We start from the raw sequence: 17,795 nt of genomic DNA on the forward strand, positions 1-17,795 counted from the left end.
GCGCCCCACATGCCGCACACGCAGTTTCTGCTCTTCGTCACTCATATTTGGTGTCCACCTATTTTAAGTGGACACTTCATGCGGCAGAGGCATCAACGAGAAAAGGCGCATGGAAATGAGCGCTTACTTTGAGGCGAGGACGACGTAGACGGCATTTCCAGCCGTAACAACGGCGTCAGCCGCGTCATCTGAGATTTCGATGTCTGAACTTGCCCTCGATCATCCAATGGCGCCCGCAACAGAAGCGAGGCGGGGCGCGACTTTGCAGTCTTCAAAGACGGAAACAGGAGCGCAATGCCTTCCTATGGCTTCCTGATGAGCGGGGCGCCTAACATACTCCTACAAAAGGTGAATAGGCGATACCGGGCTTACCTCGAAGATGGTAGCTATGCCTCTCATTCGGTAATTGCCAAATGGCGCCCCCCATCACTTAATTCGAAGGTTAAGGTGATTAGACCTGACGGTCGCATATTATTTTGAGGAGACGAAACGACATCCACCGTCGCCGGCGCGGAACAGCAGATGTGCAATAGCGTGTGACGTTCCCCCTTTGTCGCGAACCCGATCTTCTTCGACGTGGGCTCTTGAAAGACGTGGTTTGCCGACCAATCGGCCTTCGTGGATGGGAGACGATTTGCCCTGCGGCGTCGGCCCGACTGCATGCGCCATTTGCCAATTGGATCAACATGGCCGGAATAGTGCTGATCCGTTGGGACAGCAGAGGACTCCAGTTCCGAATGTAAATCGTGCAGGCAATTCGTCATGACGTATGCCCGCGATCTTTGTGGATGTGTTCTTCAGGACCATCTACTGGAAGATTGTATTCGTTCTTTGATCGATAACGAATTTTCGGGGAGTAACGGTCCGAGGGAATAAGCCGAAGCTCGCGTAAAACATTTATAGTAAAATCTCGGTCGGAAATTGCTTCCTGGTCCGTGCAGTTCTTTGGCTGCAGTTCTTTGGCAAATATATCTGTCTAGCGGTACCAGAGGGAATCGGCAATGGCTTCATCAATACCAGATCTAGGGAAAGTGTCGGGATTCACGCATGAGCCGCACCGCGCGAAAAGTGTCTCACCAGCGGCAAATGAAGGGGAAGAGCAGTCACTCGAAAACGCAGACAAGCCGTGCTTGCTTGTCCTTGATAGTAGGGCGTTAGGTCGCGAATGCTTGGCCAGAACCCTCATTAATCACGGTATAGGGATGGATGTTGCCGCTTTCGGATCGATTGACGATTGGCGGGAGGCGAAGGGCAACCGTCCCCCCATTGCAGCCGTCCTCCTCAATAGCGGTGCGCGCAAACTCGGCGAGATCGAGATAGAAATTCCCAGGCTCGCATCCGAGTTTCGCCCCGCACCCGTCGTTGTCCTGTCCGACAGCGACGACATCACCCAAATCTTGCGGGTTCTTGAAAGCGGCGCGCAAGGATATATCCCGACATCTGTCGGCGTGGACGTGTGCATTGAAGCGATTAGTTTGGCGATCGCGGGCGGCGTCTTTGTGCCGGCGAGCAGCGTTCTCGCGGCACGCCACCTAATCGCGCCTGAGAAGCAGGAAGTTTCGCCGCTAGCGGGGATGTTCACCGTACGTCAAGCGGAAGTGGTCGAGGCGCTACGAAAAGGCAAGGCGAACAAGATCATAGCCTACGAACTCAAGCTCCGCGAAAGCACAGTCAAGGTCCATATTCGCCATATCATGAAAAAACTGAGGGCTACCAACCGAACCGAGGTAGCTTGTAAGCTGAATGGCCTCTTTTCAGGCGATACACTCACCTCCTAAGCCACTTAGTCCGTTCAGGCGGATCGTACGCGCTTGCGCAATGAGCCTAACAGAGCGGCCAGTGTGTACTCCTTAGCGCGCATCCTTGGCGTCGAATAGGCATTCGCACGCAGGCCGTTGCAAATGTTGAAATGCAACGATTTTGATGCCCAACAAAGGCCGATCGCCCGATCGCCCTCCCTCATCGGCTGACTAGGCCCCTCACCTTAGCCCAAGCCGGCAAGCTGTCGAGCAACTGTTCCCCAGTTCCCGCCACGACCCAACGACAAACGACTGACCCTAGGCCACTGATTGCTCGGAGTGCTCGTGTCCAGGCACTATGAGAACTGAATGGAAAGGGATATGCACTCGATCCGAACAAATCGTTGCGCCAGCCGGGCGAACGGAGGTCAAGAGGGAATCGGTAAATCGGTAGCCCCGTCGGAATGGAGGGGACTGAGGCGCGACGGCGATAAAGTCTTTGCCGGATGTGACAGCCCGCGCGCCGCGCCGCCTTTGCGACACATCAATGCGTTGCGGGTCGGTAAGTGAGAGGCGCAGGCTGACCAAGCCGTATGGTGCGCAATGTGGCATCCCTGCTTCTGCGGGCATTCACTCTGCTCGTCGAGATGACGGCAAGTGCAATGAAGAAAATCATGCCCGGATCGGCACTTCCAGCACCCAAAGATCCAGCGACGACGGAACCGAGCGCGCAAGCCTGCACGCTCGATATCACCGCATTTGCTTCGGGATGGATGTAGCCCTTTAGGCTTCCCATGCCCCTGAGTATAACCAGCAGCAGCGTCACCATCATCGCCCCGCCAACGAGGCCAAGCTGCGAAGCCACCGCAATCGGCCAGCTCGAGGCACGCGAACTGCCCAAGCCGACGCCGAGGCCACCCGTCTCGACGAAAGCCTGGAGGCTCTTAATATTCCAGTAGGCACGCTCCTGACCGGACGCGGAACTGGCTTTGTTGAGAACCATGGAATCGATCAGATGAACAAAAGGCGCGAAGAATTCTTCATCGTAGTGAACGATTGCCAAGATAGTGACGGCTGCGAGCGCAATGAACGCGATGATCAGGATCTCGTCCTTGTCCATGCGGCCGGACAGAAACGACCACGAAATGGAAAGTGCCACGGGAATGCTCAGTACGGCGAGGCCGACATAGGCAACAGAAGACGTGGAAAGAAGCAAGAGGACGAGTAAGAGGAAGGCCAGTACCTGGGCCACGCGTGACTTTGTCTTCCGCCAATAAACGTAACAAAATGAGAGGCAGACCAGTGAGCCGCCGCCAAAGGACGATGCCTCGGATGCGGCCCCAGTAATGCGCCAAAAGCCATTTTCGATGACCTCGGTAAGCATGGCGTAGCTGGCCGTGCGGATAGGCGACAGGATATCGCCGGCTCCGCCGACCTTGCCCAGCAAATCAAGGAGTCCGAAGACGACGTGAACACTACACCACAGAAGAAATCCGCGTCGGATACTCTCCAACCTATTTTCTTGGAGGAGTAGGACGCATAAGGCGATGGCGGTGAGGCCGCCCAGAACAAAATATCCGGTTTGGGTAATGTTGCCCGAGACGGGCGCAAGCGGAGCCTCGATGACCCCGCGCCTCATGGCTGCCTGAACGAATACGCTCGTCTGTCCGGCAAAGAAGCGCGGAAACAACCATGCGCCGACCACGGCATAGAGCATCAGGCCGGTGAGCACCCAAACCGGTCTAATTTTGCCGAACACGTGACCAAGGTCCCGCCACATGCGCCGCCTGCTGACAACTGCCGTTATTAAAAGCGCGGCGAAGAAGGTGTAGATGAGCGGTGACGAACCTCCAATCGCGCTCAGAGTCATAACTGCAGTGGCACCAAAAGCAAGCGAGACGATGAGGCCAATGATCAATGGAGCGCGGCAATAATAGCCGATTACCAATATCCCCGCACAGATTAAAAGGCCGACGAACGAAATCTGCATGGGCTGCCGGTTCCAACTCTGCAACGCAGACCGAAGGCACGCGAATTCGTCGCAACCTTGCCTCATCCAATCCTTGGCAAATGTTGCGCGGAACGCAAGCGCGCCAAAGGGAGTAAAGTCCTGCTACGATTTGGTAGGGCTTGTCGCCTCAGGTCGCCCCGCCGAGGTCTGCCGACGACGATCCCGCCCGCCAAACGCCCCTGAACCTCAGCGCGCGGTGTGCCAATATGCCGAAAGTTGCGGGGTTACTTCCCGCCGTCTGCCCCCGTTCTCATGGTTCGCGCCACATGCCATGGCCCTGCGAAAGGAGTGGGAAGGTTTACGCCCTCCCCAAAATGGAGAGATTTGCCTTCATCCCGTGCGCCGCTAGCCTGAGCGCACACCACAACTGCGGAATTTGGTAAGTGGCAGCGGCCTTGCATGTACCAAAACGGATCGAGCGAATAGCAAACGCCGAGGAAGACGATCCGCGCCCATGCAATTTAACTTCGAGATCCGATTCCCCAAAGGTCCGAGGACCCAAGATGACTTCGCTAGGCAAAAAGGTTCTCAGCAGCGCGGCATGGGCAGCTGTCGAGACATGGGGCCGCCAAGTCGCCATGTTCGCCGTCTTCATCATTCTGGCCCGCCATCTCGGCCCGGAGGAATTCGGCCTCGCCACACTCGCCATGGTTGCTCCAACCATTTTAGCAACGGTGGTGACGAGAGGGATACCTGATGCACTTGTCCAGCGCGCGGAGATCGAGCCCATTCATCTGGATTCAGCGTTCTGGCTGCTTGTTGCGACCGGCGCAACGCTGAGCGCTCTCATCTGGGCGTTCGCCGGACAGGTCGCCGAGCTCTTCGGCGAACCGCTTCTCGAGGGCCTCGTGCGCTGGACCGGCATAATTGTTGTGGTTCAGTCCTTGGCGGCAGTCCCAACAGCGGTCCTCAAGAGAGAGCTGAATTTTCGCCTCTTCACACTGCGCACACTGACCGGAACGATGGTCGGCGGGACCGTGGGTTTGACCATGGCGATCGCCGGCTACGGCATGTGGAGCCTAGTCTTGATGCAGGTCGCAAAGGCGATTGTAGAAACAACCGTTATTCTTCTCGGGAGTTCGTGGCGGCCACGTATGGCGTACTCTTACGCGCGCTGCCGCGAATTGTTCGGATTTGCCGGCCCGATCGTCGTCCAAACTCTATGGACCTTCGTGAACGAAGAGATTCCAAAAGTCATCCTTGGCCTGTTTTTCGGGCCTGTTGCTGTTGGCGTTTACGCCATCGCCCGTCGCCCCCTTGACCTTTTGGGGGAGTTCCTACTCGGTCCTTTGGCGGCGATAACGATGCCCGCCGTGGCCAGAGTTCAACGCGAACCGGACAAGATCGATCACTTCTTCAACACAAGCGTGCGGATGGCCGCAATTGCTGGCTTTCCCGCCTTCGTGGGCTTTGCCGCGATCGCGCCTGTCGCCGTTCCCTTGGTCTTTGGGCCACAATGGACAAGCGCCGTGGTCGCCGTCCAGATCCTCATGATACTGGGATTGCAGCGTACGATCGACAGCTTGTGTGCGTATACGATCCTTGCGCTCGGGCAATCGAGTTTGGTCCTGGAACTAAATATGATTTACACGCTCTTCAGTCTCGTCCTGCTCACCGCCGCAGCACAGATTAGTCTGGAGGCAGTAATTGCTGCGCTCGTCGCCTGTAATTTGCTCCTGCTGCCGGTCTTTCTCTTCTACGTACAGCATACCGCTCATATCGACGTGTCGAAGCCATTGGCAATCTTCCCGAGATTGGCGGGCGCGGCCGCACTCATGTTCGTGATCGTTAGTGCATGGTTGCTGGCCGCCCCGGATGATCTCCCTCAGGCTGTCACAGTGGCAGCAGGGATCGCGATCGGCGCTCCCATCTATATTGCCGCAGCCGTCCTGCTAGTGCGTGCGGACCTGCTCAAAGCTCGCGACATGCTTCTAAGCCTTCGCGAATAGGAGCAACCAGATCATCGGAGAAAATGGCAGCGCTCTCACAAGCACACTGACCAGGTCCCCGCGGCGCTTCCCGGTACCTACCTCGAACCGGCGGCTTGTCAGAATACAATTCGCTGACGCTATCCCACGGAGCCTTGCAGTCGGGCAATTTATGCTTTTACTTGAATTAGCCCCCGAAAGGCCCGGACATGCTCCCCCACTTAGTTAAGTGTGTAGGAGTAATGTTGGTAATATGACTAGCAGCAATTTTAAGATGGAAGTGCTCTCCGGGCCGGAACGTCGGCGGCGCTGGAGCACGGCAGAGAAGCTGGCGATCATCCACGAGACCTATGAGGCGGACGCGACGGTGAGCATCGTCGCGCGTCGGCACGGCATCCAGCCGAACCAGTTGTTCGCCTGGCGCAAGCTGGCGTCCCAAGGGGCACTAACGGCGACTGCCGCCGAAGAGGAGGTCGTTCCGGCTTCCGAATACCGGGCGCTTCAGGCCCAGGTGAAGGAGTTGCAACGCCTGTTGGGCAAGAAGACGATGGAGAGCGAAATCCTGAAGGAAGCCCTCGAAATCGCCGGCGGCCCAAAAAAACATCTGTTGCGCTCGCTCTCTCTTCCGAGGGGGATTTTGGAATGAAGACCGTCTGCGAAACTCTAGATGTCGCCCGGTCGAATATCGCCGCGCGTGCCGCAAATTCCCCTTCCAGAGCCAGAGGACGTCCACCACTCCCGGATCGGGAACTGGTGGAGGATATCAAGGCCATCATCGCCGACATGCCCACCTACGGCTATCGGCGTGTCCATGCCATCCTGCGCCGCAATGCCCGGAAAGATGGGCGTTCGTGGCCCAATGCCAAGCGCGTTTACCGGGTGATGAAGCTGCACAATCTGCTATTGGTGCGCCACACCGGAGCGGCCGACCTGACCGTCTCCACGACGGTCAGGTCGCTGTCGAACGTTCGAACATCAGATGGTGCTCCGACGGCTTCGAGATCGGCTGCGACAACAAGGAGAAGGTCCGCGTCGCCTTCGCTCTCGACTGCTGCGACCGAGAGGCAATCGCCCATGTCGCCACCACCGAGGGCATCAAGAGCCAGGACGTGCAGGACCTCGTGATCACCGCAGTGGAGAACCGCTTCGGCCGCATCAACATGCTGTCCGAGCCCATCGAATGGCTCACCGACAACGGCTCCTGCTTCATCGCCAGGGACACCGCGTCCTTGCTGCGCGACATCGGCATGGAACCGTGCACGACGCCGGTGCGCAGCCCGCTGTCGAATGGCATGGCCGAGGCCTTCGTCAAAACCTTCAAGCGCGATTACGTCGCCGTGAACCCCACCCCGGATGCCGAAACCGTCATGGCGCAACTGCCGTTCTGGTTCGAGCATTACAATAATCTTCACCCGCACAGCGCCTTAGGGTATCAATCTCCACGCGAGTTCATCAGCTCGAAATCTCAAGCCTGAGCATGTCCGGTCTTTTGGGGGCAACTCCAAGTTTATGCTTTTACTACATTAGGGGCGCTCACATGGAAGCGTGCACAGACATTTCTGGTGTCGACCACCAGCTTTGCACCTTCAACGACGGTTCTCCAATCAATGGCATCATGATCTGTCGTGATGACAATGGCATCAAACGAGGCCAGGCGGTCGGCTGAAATATCCACCGAGCGCCGACCTGCTAACGCGGCATACTCTCTTGTGGCGGGAATCTCAGGCACGTAAGGATCGTGGTAGTCAACGACTGCGCCCCGTCGCTCCATCAGGTCGATTAGCCTCAGCGACGGGCTCTCTCGTGTATCCCCCACATTCTTCTTGTAAGCCATCCCGATCAATAGGATCCGAGATTCGTTCAAGCCGCGGCGGGCTTTGCGGTCCAAAGCCTCCACAAGGCGGTCAACAACGTAGTGCGGCATGTTCGTGTTGACCTCTCCAGCTAATTCTATGAAGCGCGTTGCTACTTCGTACTCGCGAGCCTTCCATGTCAGGTAGAACGGGTCGATGGGGATGCAGTGGCCGCCGAGACCTGGTCCTGGGTAGAACGCCATATATCCGAACGGCTTTGTCTTGGCGGCTTCGATCACTTCCCAAACATCGATGCCCATCCGGTCGAAGATGACCTTCAGCTCGTTGACCAAGGCAATGTTCACGGAGCGAAAAATGTTCTCCGTTAGCTTGACCGCCTCCGCGGTTGCGGTTGAAGTCACGGGAACAGTCCGCACGATAATCTGGCTGTACAGTGCTTGCGCAATTTCCAGTGAAGACGGATCGTCGGCGCCGATCACCTTCGGAACACTGGTGGTAGTGTGCACTTTGTTTCCGGGGTCTTCGCGCTCGGGCGAATATGCAAGAAAAAAATCCTTTCCGAGAACAAGGTTCGTCGCTTCCAGCAGCGGCCGCACGATTTCTCGTGTCGTGCCTGGCCAAGTGGTCGACTCTAAGACGACAAGTTGCCCAGGACGGAGCCGGTCAGCGATGGCCCTTGCGCTGTTTTCGACAAACGACAGGTTTGGCTCCCGATTTCTGGTAAGCGGCGTCGGAACCGCTATCAGGATCGCATCAGGCATGCTCAACGCAGAGAAATCGCTCGTGGCGCGAAACCGCTTGCTGTCAACATTCTGTTGGATGGCTGGGCCAGGCAGATGCTTTATTCCGCTTTCGCCGCGGTTAAGCAGCGCGACCCGCGACTGGTCGATGTCGAAACCGATAACCCTGAACCCCGCCTCAAGCGAGCTCAGAGCGAGCGGCAACCCGACGTATCCAAGCCCCATGATGCCGATCGTGCAGTCCCGCGTCCGGATGCGGTTCAGCAGTTCTTCGGCATCAGGACCAGTGTTCATGTGTTGCATATGCTTTCGTCCCCATGTCGAAAATGGAGCATCGTCTCAATTATTGCAGTGAAGTAGTTCCCGGCAATCAGCAAATTGGATGTATTCTGCGAGGCGCTCTACATCTCAAAAAAGTTGAGTTGCGCCAAAAGGAGAACAGTCGAAATGCTTATCCAGCCGAAGTTGTCAAATAAATCGTTCGCTGCGACACTCAATCTCGAGCGCAGCAAAGAGCCTTTGACATTTCTCCGCTTATGAGCGGGCAGGGCGTGTTGTGGATGGCGCCGACGCATCGGCGGCCACTATCGGTTGCTTGGTACAGGTGGGATGATGACACAGTCAATTTTGATCACCGGAGGTGCGGGCAACATCGGCAGCGCACTCACTCGCGCTTTGGTCAAACTCCCTCAGACCCAAGTGGTCGTGGCTGACAACTTGTCGACCGGCAGTCGCGATAAAGTACAAATCGACGCCGGAAACCTGACCGTCATAAAGGCGGATGCGAACGATTTCGACGACATCTCCTCCTTGTTCTATCGCTTCCATTTCACACATGTCTTCCATTTCGCAGCCGTCGTCGGCGTGCAGCGCACCTTGGCAAACCCATTACTCGTATTGCGCGATATTGCCGGAATAGAGAACGTGCTGAGACTGTGCAAGAACACGGGCGCCGAGCGTGTGTACTTCGCTTCCTCATCAGAAGTTTATGGGGAGCCATTTGAGATTCCCCAAAATGAGAACACCACGCCGCTGAACTCGCGCCTGCCATATGCTGTCGTGAAGAATCTTGGAGAAGTCTATCTACGCACCTATCAGCGTGAATTCGGACTCCCCTTCACGATTTTCCGCTTCTTCAACACCTATGGACCACGCCAGAGCGAAGATTTCGTGCTGCCGCGTTTCGTGCATGCTGCACTTCTCGGTGAGCCTCTGACCATTTACGGGGATGGTTCGCAAACGCGCACTTTCTGTTATGTTGGCGACACGGTTGACACGTGCATTGCGGTACATCGAACTCGCTCGCACGAGAACGATGTCATCAACATAGGCAGCGATCTGGAAGTGAGCATTCGACAACTCGCCGAAATCGTCATCGGCGTGCTGGGCTCATCGTCAAAATTGGAGTTCCGTCCACCGCTAACAGAGGGCGACATGACGCGCCGGTGCCCTGACACGAGCAAGATGAAGGCACTCTTGAACCGTCCCTTGGTTCCACTAGAAGAGGGCATTAGGCGCCTTGCCGAACACGTCTCCAAGTCGCAAAGCTCTCATGAGTTCAGAAAAGTCGCGTGAGCACACGTTGGGGGCATGAATGAAGCTGGTCTATGTCGGGCAGCCTTACGATAGACTTTTCCCGCCGGTTCAAAATTCGATCGGGCTGATTGTCTACAATACTGCGCTTCACCTCAGTAACAGCTTGCACATCACGGTCTATGGAAGACACTACCGGGACGACAGAGTTCCGGCGGACCTGCCATTCGCTTTGCGGCGAGCTCCGGTACGGCGCGACAGGCTGCAGCAAAAGGTTATTCGCGAATTTCCTCGCTTGGCGCGGTGGACGCAACTGGACCGGAAGGCCGACGACCATTCCCAATATAAGAACGAAATTCGTCGTTATCTGGCCCTGGACCGGCCGGATATCGTCCATCTGATGAACTATTGGAAGTGGAGCCGGGCTCTAAAGGAGTCCAGCTCATCTCATAGGCTCGTGCTCGAGATGCAATGCGAGTGGTTGTCACAGCGTGACCGCGATCAGGTGGCCTCCCAACTTGAGGTAGTGGATGCCGTGGTCGCCGTCAGCGATCACATAGCCGAAACATTTCGTTCTGCATTCCCGGACTATCCCGGAGCTGTTGCCTCTGTCGGCAACGGCGTCGATGTCTTCCATTTTCGGCCGGGCGAAGCGGGAGCACCAGGTGACCCAAGAACCGGGCGTGTAATCCTGTTCGTCGGGCGAATATCACCAGAAAAGGGGCTTCACACGCTCGTAGAGGCCTTCAGTGAAGTCGCGCTGCGCTTCCCGGACGTGGAACTGCGGATCGCGGGGCCCTATTCTCCTCTCCCTGTTGACTTCCTGACCAGCCTCTCGTCAGACCCCCGTGTCATAGATCTCAACCGTTTCTACGACCAATGGAACAGATGCAGATATCAGGAACACCTGGACGAACTCATAGATCGCCACAGGCTACGGGATCGGATCCGATTCGTTGGCAATGTGTCCCACAAGGAACTCATTGCGGCCTACCACGACGCCGATATCGTGGTGAATCCGTCGCTCAGCGAGAGCTTTGGGATTTCTGTCGTGGAAGGAATGGCCTGCGGAATTCCGGTGGTGGGAACGCGGGTCGGGGGTATGTGTGAATCCATCCTGGACGGACATACCGGGATGTTGGTGGAGGCCGATGCTCCGGGCGAACTCTCGCAGGCACTGATCACCGTTCTGGATGATCCCGCCCGCGCAAGAGGAATGGGGAAAGAAGGACGCGAGCGCGCCGTGGCGCTTTATTCGTGGGAGGCGCGCGCGGAGCGGCTAAGGTCCGTTTATGAGCGGGTGAGCAGATGAGCACCGCTAGTAGCTAGGTCCATGTTTCGTTTCCTCAATCCAGTCATCCCATCCGGTCCATCCAAGACTTTGAAATTAGACGTATTTTCCCAAAAGGCCTTCCTGAATGGAATCTGGCTTCCTGAAAAACGTATAAGTGTGTCCGTAGCTTGTGTCCGTCCGATGCTCGCTCGCACCTAGCGGGGGAAATGAAGTGCGCGTAAAAGCCGCAAGCGTCGGGCTTTCCGAGGGAGGATAGGGCCGCAACTCGTCAATGTCGTTCCAGCCGAGAACGAACCAGCCGCCGGGGCGCAGACAACGCCAGCATGCCCGGAATGAGGCTTCAGCGTCGTCGCGCGTTTCAATTGCCGTTTTCATGAAGACGCCGTTGCAGATAACCGCGTCGAAGTAATCGGCGGGCCTATGCCGTTCCAGGTTCCTCAGAGCGTCAACCATATGGCGTCGCGCACCGAAGCGGCGCTTATTGGGATCTATGTCGATCGTCCAATATTCCTTGGCGCGAAACTTCGATTCACAAGGCTTCGTGTACCACTCGCAGCCGACAAACAGGACACGTTTTACAGCAGGATCGTCGCGCAGATAGGGGAGAATAACCGTCTCGAGGAGTATGCGGTCATCGGTGAGATGAAACGTACTGATGTAGCGAATCAGATAGGGCGCGCGCCTCCGAAGGAGGTCGCGCACCGCATTTCGCGCTTGTCTGTACATGCTCTTCTCGCCTCCCATCATATCCCGGCACCTAGCGACGGTTACATTGCTTCCGCGAACAAATGTTGGACGTGCCAAGACTGCTCGGTATAGGACGGCGGCAGTGCTGCGAGAACATAGCCGGCCGATGTCAGAAGCGCGGCGATTTGGCGAGCCTTACGGTCAAGACCATCGCGCGTCGCGTCATCGATTTCGTAGATGATACTCGGTCGATGGGCTCGCAAGGTTTCCGTCATGCCGCGAAGGACCTCAATCTCGGCACCTTCGACGTCAATCTTGACCAGCGACGGGGGCCGCAGACCGTGCCGGGCGATCGCGTCGTCAAGTGTTGTCACATCGACTTCAAGATAGCCGTTCATATCGGGTGGTGCCTCGGCCGAGGCAAGTGCAGCGCCCCCGATGTGACGCGCCAACAGAAGCTCTGCGCGGCCGGTCGTCGCCCCAACAGCTTCGGGGAACACCCGAATGGCGTCGAAGCCGTTGAGCTGCGCGCTTCGACGGATCGCGGCGGCATTCCTCGGCACCGGCTCAAAAGCGTAGACTTGGCCTTCCCTTCCGACCCGGCGCGCAGCGATGAGGGAGAAGAAGCCGATATTGGCGCCGATATCGAAAAAGGCGCCACCAGGCGCCAAATTCGATGCAATCGCCTGTTGGATTGGCCGCTCATAGGTACCGCGCCTGAAGTCCGGATCGGCATCTCTAGAGACCAGCGTCAATCCGGCGGCCTCTCCCGTGGCGACCACACGTCTTTCCGAAAAAGCGTCGAGCAGCCTTGAAACCAGTCTCATGGCCCCATTCTCCGTTGCGTCGGTAAAACATTCCTGCCTCGGCTCGGAACGGAGCCGACTACCTTGATAATGGCAAATCCGCCAAGCTCCATCGAGACCTACATCGGGTTGGTGGCAGTACGCCGATTGATTAACGGGTGCATCCCGCGCAGTGAGCAATGCACCTTATCGTCGTAACTGGCCGGGTTCAGGGGCCGCCGGCATTTGCTCGACCGCATCATTACGCCAGGCATGGATGGCGCCGGGGGCGTCCCATCCGATCGAAACGATGTCGAGATCGCCATCGCCGTCCAGATCGACCGCGCGCGCGCCGAGATGGCTTTCGAAACCTTCCCCGACCAACTGCTCGATAAAATTTCCGCCGCCCACATTGCGCCAAACCGACATCCCAAGCGCGCCGCGGTGCTCGGCCATAACTAGGTCCAACCTGCCGTCGCCGTCCATATCAGCGACCGAAAGGCTGTTGAGTGAGCCTCGCGAAGTGATTTCGTGCCGCTCCCAATTGAATGAGCCAGTGGCTGGGCCGCTCCACCAAGAGGCCCTCGCACCGTCAGCGGCGCCATTTTCCTCCGTCACGACGATGTCCGGGTGACCGTCGCCGTCGAGGTCAGCCGCCGCCACCCGATCGGGGTAGATCATTTCTGACACTTTCGCGACGTCTCGTCGCTGCCAATCTTCCGAACCATCGCCGGGGTTGCGCCACCAGGCGACCTCCTTGGTGTCCCCCGTCGAGGCGACGAGGTCAATCAGGCCATCGCCATCGAGATCGGCGAAGGCTATTCCCTCATCGGAGGCCTCTGCGCAGATGCGCGTCCTCGGCCAGGGAGCCGCCGGATCGTCGGGGATCGTGAAATAGAAGACCCCGCCACCGCTCGAGACCGCCAGCTCCGGAAGACCTCCTTCAACGATCTGTGCGAATACGTGGCCTTGCGAGCCGAGGTCATGCGTCGCTGCCGGCACCTCGCCAATTACGTGCTCTTCGAACTTGTGCGCTACAGCATCGACAGTTTTCAGCCAATAGAATTGCAACGTTTTGCCCCTGTTGCGCTGGGCGGTGGCTTCCGCGTGCCCGTCGCCGTCAAAATCGAGGGCTCCGACCGCGTCCAATCCTTCGCCCAGCCGGATCTGCTCCCATCCCTTCTGCCACGGCAAGGGTGGCTGACGGTACCAAAACGGGCCGGACACAATGTCCATTCGCCCGTCGCCATCCATATCGGCGAAGGCCAGCCCGAAAGAACGCACATGCGCGTTCGTGATCCGGTGATAGACCCACCTATCGAGCCGACGGGTCGGGGCGGGCGGGTTGAGAAGGTTGATCCAGACCCTGAGGGGCGGATGGCCCGCCCAGTTGGCGCCATAGATATCGAAATCGTCGTCGCTATCGACGTCCGCGACAACGCCGTTGTGCAAACCGGTATCGTCTATGATCTGCCGGGTCCAGCGCGTTCCGCGTCCGTCACGGTTATAATGGACGGCGAGGGTCCGCTCCTCCGTCTGATGCATTTGCCCGACCACAATGTCGATGTCACCATCCCTGTCCATGTCGGCTGCCTGTAGCGTGTGAGCACCTGCCACGGCTGGTTGAATGACATGGCGGACCCAATGGCCAGACGGTCCGCTTTCGGCGCGGAACCACGCGACATCAGCCGTGTGCTCTGAACTCGACGACAGAATGTCGACGCGTCCGTCTTGGTCGATATCGATAACGAGCGCCTTGAATGCCGGGTTGAACGGGCCAACCGGATAGCTCTGCCATCGAGGTGCATCGCGTGCCGCTACTCCGCCGGGATTGTGCGCCCATACACCGCACAGGACCAGGTCGATATTGCCGTCGCTGTCGATGTCTCCGATCGCCATGCCCTCTTCGCCCAGATTGAAGGAAGAAAAGGCGACACCGATCCAGGCGATCGGCTCGTTCTGGAAAAAGATCACTACTTCACCAGGCGCTCGTACGACAATGTCTAAACGGCCGTCGCCGTCAAAATCGGCAGCCTTAATGTCCTTGCCCCAACCGCCGGCTTCTCCAATCTCGTGGCGTTTCCATTTGTGACCATCGGCCGGGTCTCCGTTCGGGCGCGGATTTTCGAACCAGATTAAATTAACTCCGTCAGGCCCGTCGGCGGTGATAATGTCGAGATCACCATCGTCGTCCACATCGGCAAGCACGCCATCGGTGGTGAACTCGATGCGGGCGGTGGCGATGGTCGTCTTGCGCAAATCGGGACCGTGCCACCATGACAGCGGATCCTCCGGAAGGCCGCCGAGAACGAAATCGACTTGACCATCACCGTCAATATCGCCGACGAGCTTTACATCTCCCGAATGATCGGCGATTTCCTTCCGATCGAAGGTAAGGCCGTTAAGAGCTGTGTCTTCGGGATTTTCGTTGCCATGGCTGACATCGCAGTTTGTTGTCGCTATGCTTACCGCAAGGATGAAGACCGCACGACGTAGGTCGCTAAAAATTGACCGGGTAGCGCGTGAACACTTCATGGTCTGCAAGCAGCCGCGCAACGAACTCACCGCTTGAGAGATCTGAAAGTGTCTGCCAGTCATCCTTGTCTTCCGAGCGTTGAGTCTGTGAAACATGTGCTGCCAGTGCGTGGCGCTTTACCTCGAGAACGTCGCCGATCGGGACCAGCGTGTTGAGTGCAGACAGCGCACGCAGCCCGGCGGCGGTCTTGATCGTCTGCCGCAGTGTGGTTCGCCACATGCCGGGAAGATCGCCCGCCGTACGAACCCAGGGCCAGTGATACCAATACCATACCGGATACTCGAAGACGGTGAGCGGGCGACCATGCCAGCGAAGTGCCGCCCGCACGGCGGTGTTGACAGCGATATGGTCGGAAGGGGGGTCCTTTGCATGAGTGACAAACACGCTTTGCGACCGCCATCTTTCGAGCAACGGTACAATCGCCTTCGTTATCGCATGAATGTGATGTGATGCCTCCGCATCAGGAAAGCGTAAGAAGGTCACACTTTCGGAGGAGGCGCCGAGACGGCGGACCGCCTCCAACGCTTCGGCCTCCCTCCGGGAGCGCAATTCTTCAGGACTGATGAGCCTCCGATGAGATGCTGCGCCGTCGGTAACGAAAACAAAGCGAACCTCAACGCCTGAAGCGAGCTTCTTGGCTGCAACGCCGCCGCAACCCAGCGTCTCATCGTCTGGATGCGGCGCGAAGATGACGGACGACGCGGACCAATCGGCTACATCAAAGGGCTTAAATCGACGCCGCATACGGCTATCGAGGATCGTGCAAAGGGCCTGCCTGACGTCCCAGGTGTGCGTGTCCATCATCCGTTCGCCCGTGTTGTTTGCTCAGCGCTGAACATGCATCGTAGCTGAAATCGCCTGCGTCAGGCACACAGTCTTCGTGAGGAGGTTCTTCATGAAAGTGGGTATCTTGGCTGGTGGCTTCGGCACGAGGCTGGCCGAAGAAACGGAGGTTCGACCCAAGCCGATGGTCGAGATCGGCGGCATGCCGATCCTCTGGCACATCATGATGCACTACTCTCACTTTGGCCATCGGGAGTTTGCAATCGCGCTCGGCTACAAGGGTGAGTACATCAAACGCTGGTTCAGCGACTACATCGCGCTCAATGGCACTCTGACGGTCAACGCGGCGACCGGGAACGTGAGGCGTCACACGAATGCCGCCCCGGACTGGTCCGTCGATCTCGTCGAGACCGGGCTCAAAACGCTGACGGGCGGCCGCATCAAGCGCCTGATCGACTGGATGAATGACGGCACCTTCATGCTCACCTGGGGCGACGGCGTTTCGAACATCAATCTGGACGAACTCGTCGCCTTTCACCGTAGCCACGGCAAACTCGCGACAATGACGGCGGTGCGTCCGCCTGCGCGCTACGGACACATTCAGTTCGACGGCAACCGCGTCGTCGAATTCACCGAGAAGCCGCAGGCTTCGGAAGGTTGGATAAACGGAGCGTTCTTCGTGCTTGAGCCGGGCGTCCGCGATTACATCGGCGGCGACGAAGACATGTTCGAGCACGCGCCGATGCAGCAGCTCGCGGCTGATGGCCAACTGATGGCGTACCGCCATGAAGCCTTCTGGCAATGCATGGATACGCTGCGGGAGAAGCACATCCTGCAGACACTTTGGGACAGCGGGAACGCGCCCTGGAAAACGTGGGAGTGAATAGATGAAGGTGCTGGTCACGGGCCACCGCGGCTACATCGGAGCCGTTCTGACGCGGATGCTGCATCAGCGCGATCACGACGTGACCGGGCTCGACAGCGATATTTTCCGCTCCTGCACGTTCGAGAGCACCCTCGACGATACGCCGACGATGGAAGAGGACGTCCGCGACATTGTCGTCGGCGATTTGGCTGGTTTCGACGCCGTCATACACCTCGCTGGGCTCTCCAACGACCCTCTTGGGGACTATCGGCCGAACCTCACCCAACAAATCAACTGCGAAGCTTCCGTGAACCTGGCGCGGCTTGCAAAAAAGGCAGGCGTGCGGCGTTTCCTTTTTGCCTCGTCCTGCAGCAATTACGGAGCCGCAGGCTCGGATTTTTTGACCGAAAGCGCGCCTTTCAACCCCGTCACGCCGTATGGCCTTTCCAAGGTTGAAGTAGAGCACGCAGTTGCCCCTATGGCGGACGAAAGCTTCAGCCCTACTTTCCTGCGCGCTTCCACCGCCTATGGCCTGTCGCCGCGCATCCGTTTTGATCTTGTCCTCAACAATCTGACTGCATGGGCATTCACCACTGGGCAAATCTACCTCAAAAGCGATGGCTCGCCTTGGCGTCCGATCGTGCATGTGGAAGACATTGCTCGCGCCTATATTGCCGCGCTCGAGGCCGATCGTGAGCTTGTCCACAACGAGGCCTTCAATGTGGGACTGACCACCGAGAACTACCAGGTTCGCGAAATCGCCGACATCGTCCAAGCCATCGTGCCAAACAGTCGGATCGAGTTCGCGCCCGATGCGGGTCCGGATACGCGATGCTATCGAGTTGATTGCAATTACATTGGTCGGCGCTTGCACGCCTTCAAGCCCCAATGGACGGCACGGCGGGGCGTCGAGCAGCTTTACGAGGCGTTCTGCTCGGTTGGCCTCTCCCTCGAAGATTTTGAAGGCGAGCGCTTCAAGCGCATCGCCCATGTGAAGAAGCTGATCCGCAATGGCGAGTTGGACGATGACCTACGCCGGGTTTCCGTTCCTACCATGGCGGTGGCGGTCTAAAGTGTGCG

General features: G+C 57.8%; 12 protein-coding genes and 1 pseudogene. 7 read left to right on the forward strand and 6 right to left on the reverse strand.

The features are described from left to right. Window positions 1-1,001: 1,001 nt before the first annotated feature. Window positions 1,002-1,778 (forward strand): LuxR C-terminal-related transcriptional regulator, encoded by a 777-nt coding sequence (locus ACFHWW_RS28980; protein ID WP_379942584.1) that lies wholly within the window; start codon window positions 1,002-1,004, stop codon window positions 1,776-1,778. A gap of 505 nt (window positions 1,779-2,283) precedes the next feature. On the opposite strand, the gene ACFHWW_RS28985 is transcribed toward ACFHWW_RS28980, so the two are convergent. Beyond that, complete coding sequence (locus tag ACFHWW_RS28985) at window positions 2,284-3,729, reverse strand: hypothetical protein (RefSeq protein ID WP_379942586.1); 1,446 nt, start codon at window positions 3,727-3,729, stop codon at window positions 2,284-2,286. 524 nt (window positions 3,730-4,253) lie between these two features. Here ACFHWW_RS28985 and ACFHWW_RS28990 point away from each other — a divergent pair. Continuing rightward, window positions 4,254-5,699, forward strand: coding sequence for a lipopolysaccharide biosynthesis protein (locus ACFHWW_RS28990; RefSeq protein WP_379942588.1), 1,446 nt, complete (start codon window positions 4,254-4,256; stop codon window positions 5,697-5,699). A 232-nt stretch (window positions 5,700-5,931) separates the two neighbouring features. Beyond that, window positions 5,932-7,153 (forward strand): annotated as a pseudogene (locus ACFHWW_RS28995) (IS3 family transposase). Between the two features lie 32 nt (window positions 7,154-7,185). Here the strand turns inward: ACFHWW_RS28995 and ACFHWW_RS29000 are convergent. After that, complete coding sequence (locus ACFHWW_RS29000; RefSeq protein WP_379942590.1) at window positions 7,186-8,535, reverse strand: nucleotide sugar dehydrogenase; 1,350 nt, start codon at window positions 8,533-8,535, stop codon at window positions 7,186-7,188. 309 nt (window positions 8,536-8,844) lie between these two features. Between ACFHWW_RS29000 and ACFHWW_RS29005 the strand changes: the two genes are divergently transcribed. Continuing rightward, entirely contained in the window at window positions 8,845-9,807 is a 963-nt protein-coding gene (locus ACFHWW_RS29005) for an NAD-dependent epimerase/dehydratase family protein (protein ID WP_379942592.1), read from the forward strand. A gap of 19 nt (window positions 9,808-9,826) precedes the next feature. Continuing rightward, the gene (locus tag ACFHWW_RS29010) at window positions 9,827-11,077 is read left to right on the forward strand and encodes a glycosyltransferase family 4 protein (protein ID WP_379942594.1); all 1,251 of its coding nucleotides are present in this window, start codon (window positions 9,827-9,829) and stop codon (window positions 11,075-11,077) included. Window positions 11,078-11,152: 75 nt separating this feature from the next. Here ACFHWW_RS29010 and ACFHWW_RS29015 read toward each other — a convergent pair whose 3' ends face one another. From ACFHWW_RS29015 to ACFHWW_RS29030, 4 genes are all read right to left on the reverse strand, one after another. Continuing rightward, on the reverse strand, window positions 11,153-11,785 hold the full coding sequence (locus ACFHWW_RS29015; protein WP_379942596.1) for a class I SAM-dependent methyltransferase: 633 nt from the start codon (window positions 11,783-11,785) through the stop codon (window positions 11,153-11,155). Window positions 11,786-11,826: 41 nt separating this feature from the next. Then, on the reverse strand, window positions 11,827-12,573 hold the full coding sequence (locus ACFHWW_RS29020; RefSeq protein WP_379942747.1) for an FkbM family methyltransferase: 747 nt from the start codon (window positions 12,571-12,573) through the stop codon (window positions 11,827-11,829). 165 nt (window positions 12,574-12,738) lie between these two features. Further along, a complete protein-coding gene (locus ACFHWW_RS29025) occupies window positions 12,739-15,129 on the reverse strand; it encodes an FG-GAP repeat domain-containing protein (protein WP_379942598.1) in 2,391 nt (796 codons plus the stop codon). Next, the gene (locus tag ACFHWW_RS29030; RefSeq protein WP_379942600.1) at window positions 15,032-15,868 is read right to left on the reverse strand and encodes a PIG-L deacetylase family protein; all 837 of its coding nucleotides are present in this window, start codon (window positions 15,866-15,868) and stop codon (window positions 15,032-15,034) included. Before ACFHWW_RS29030 ends, ACFHWW_RS29025 begins: the two co-directional genes overlap by 98 nt. A 94-nt stretch (window positions 15,869-15,962) precedes the next feature. Between ACFHWW_RS29030 and rfbF the strand changes: the two genes are divergently transcribed. Together rfbF and ACFHWW_RS29040 are read left to right on the forward strand one after the other, a co-directional pair. After that, window positions 15,963-16,733, forward strand: coding sequence for a glucose-1-phosphate cytidylyltransferase (gene rfbF / locus ACFHWW_RS29035; protein ID WP_379942602.1), 771 nt, complete (start codon window positions 15,963-15,965; stop codon window positions 16,731-16,733). Between the two features lie 4 nt (window positions 16,734-16,737). After that, window positions 16,738-17,787: an NAD(P)-dependent oxidoreductase gene (locus tag ACFHWW_RS29040; RefSeq protein WP_102762249.1), complete on the forward strand. Its 1,050-nt coding sequence runs from the start codon at window positions 16,738-16,740 to the stop codon at window positions 17,785-17,787. The last annotated feature ends 8 nt before the right edge of the window (window positions 17,788-17,795 follow it).

This window comes from Sinorhizobium sp. P24N7 (assembly GCF_042436655.1).
GTDB classification, from domain to species: Bacteria; Pseudomonadota; Alphaproteobacteria; order Rhizobiales; family Rhizobiaceae; genus Sinorhizobium; species Sinorhizobium meliloti_A.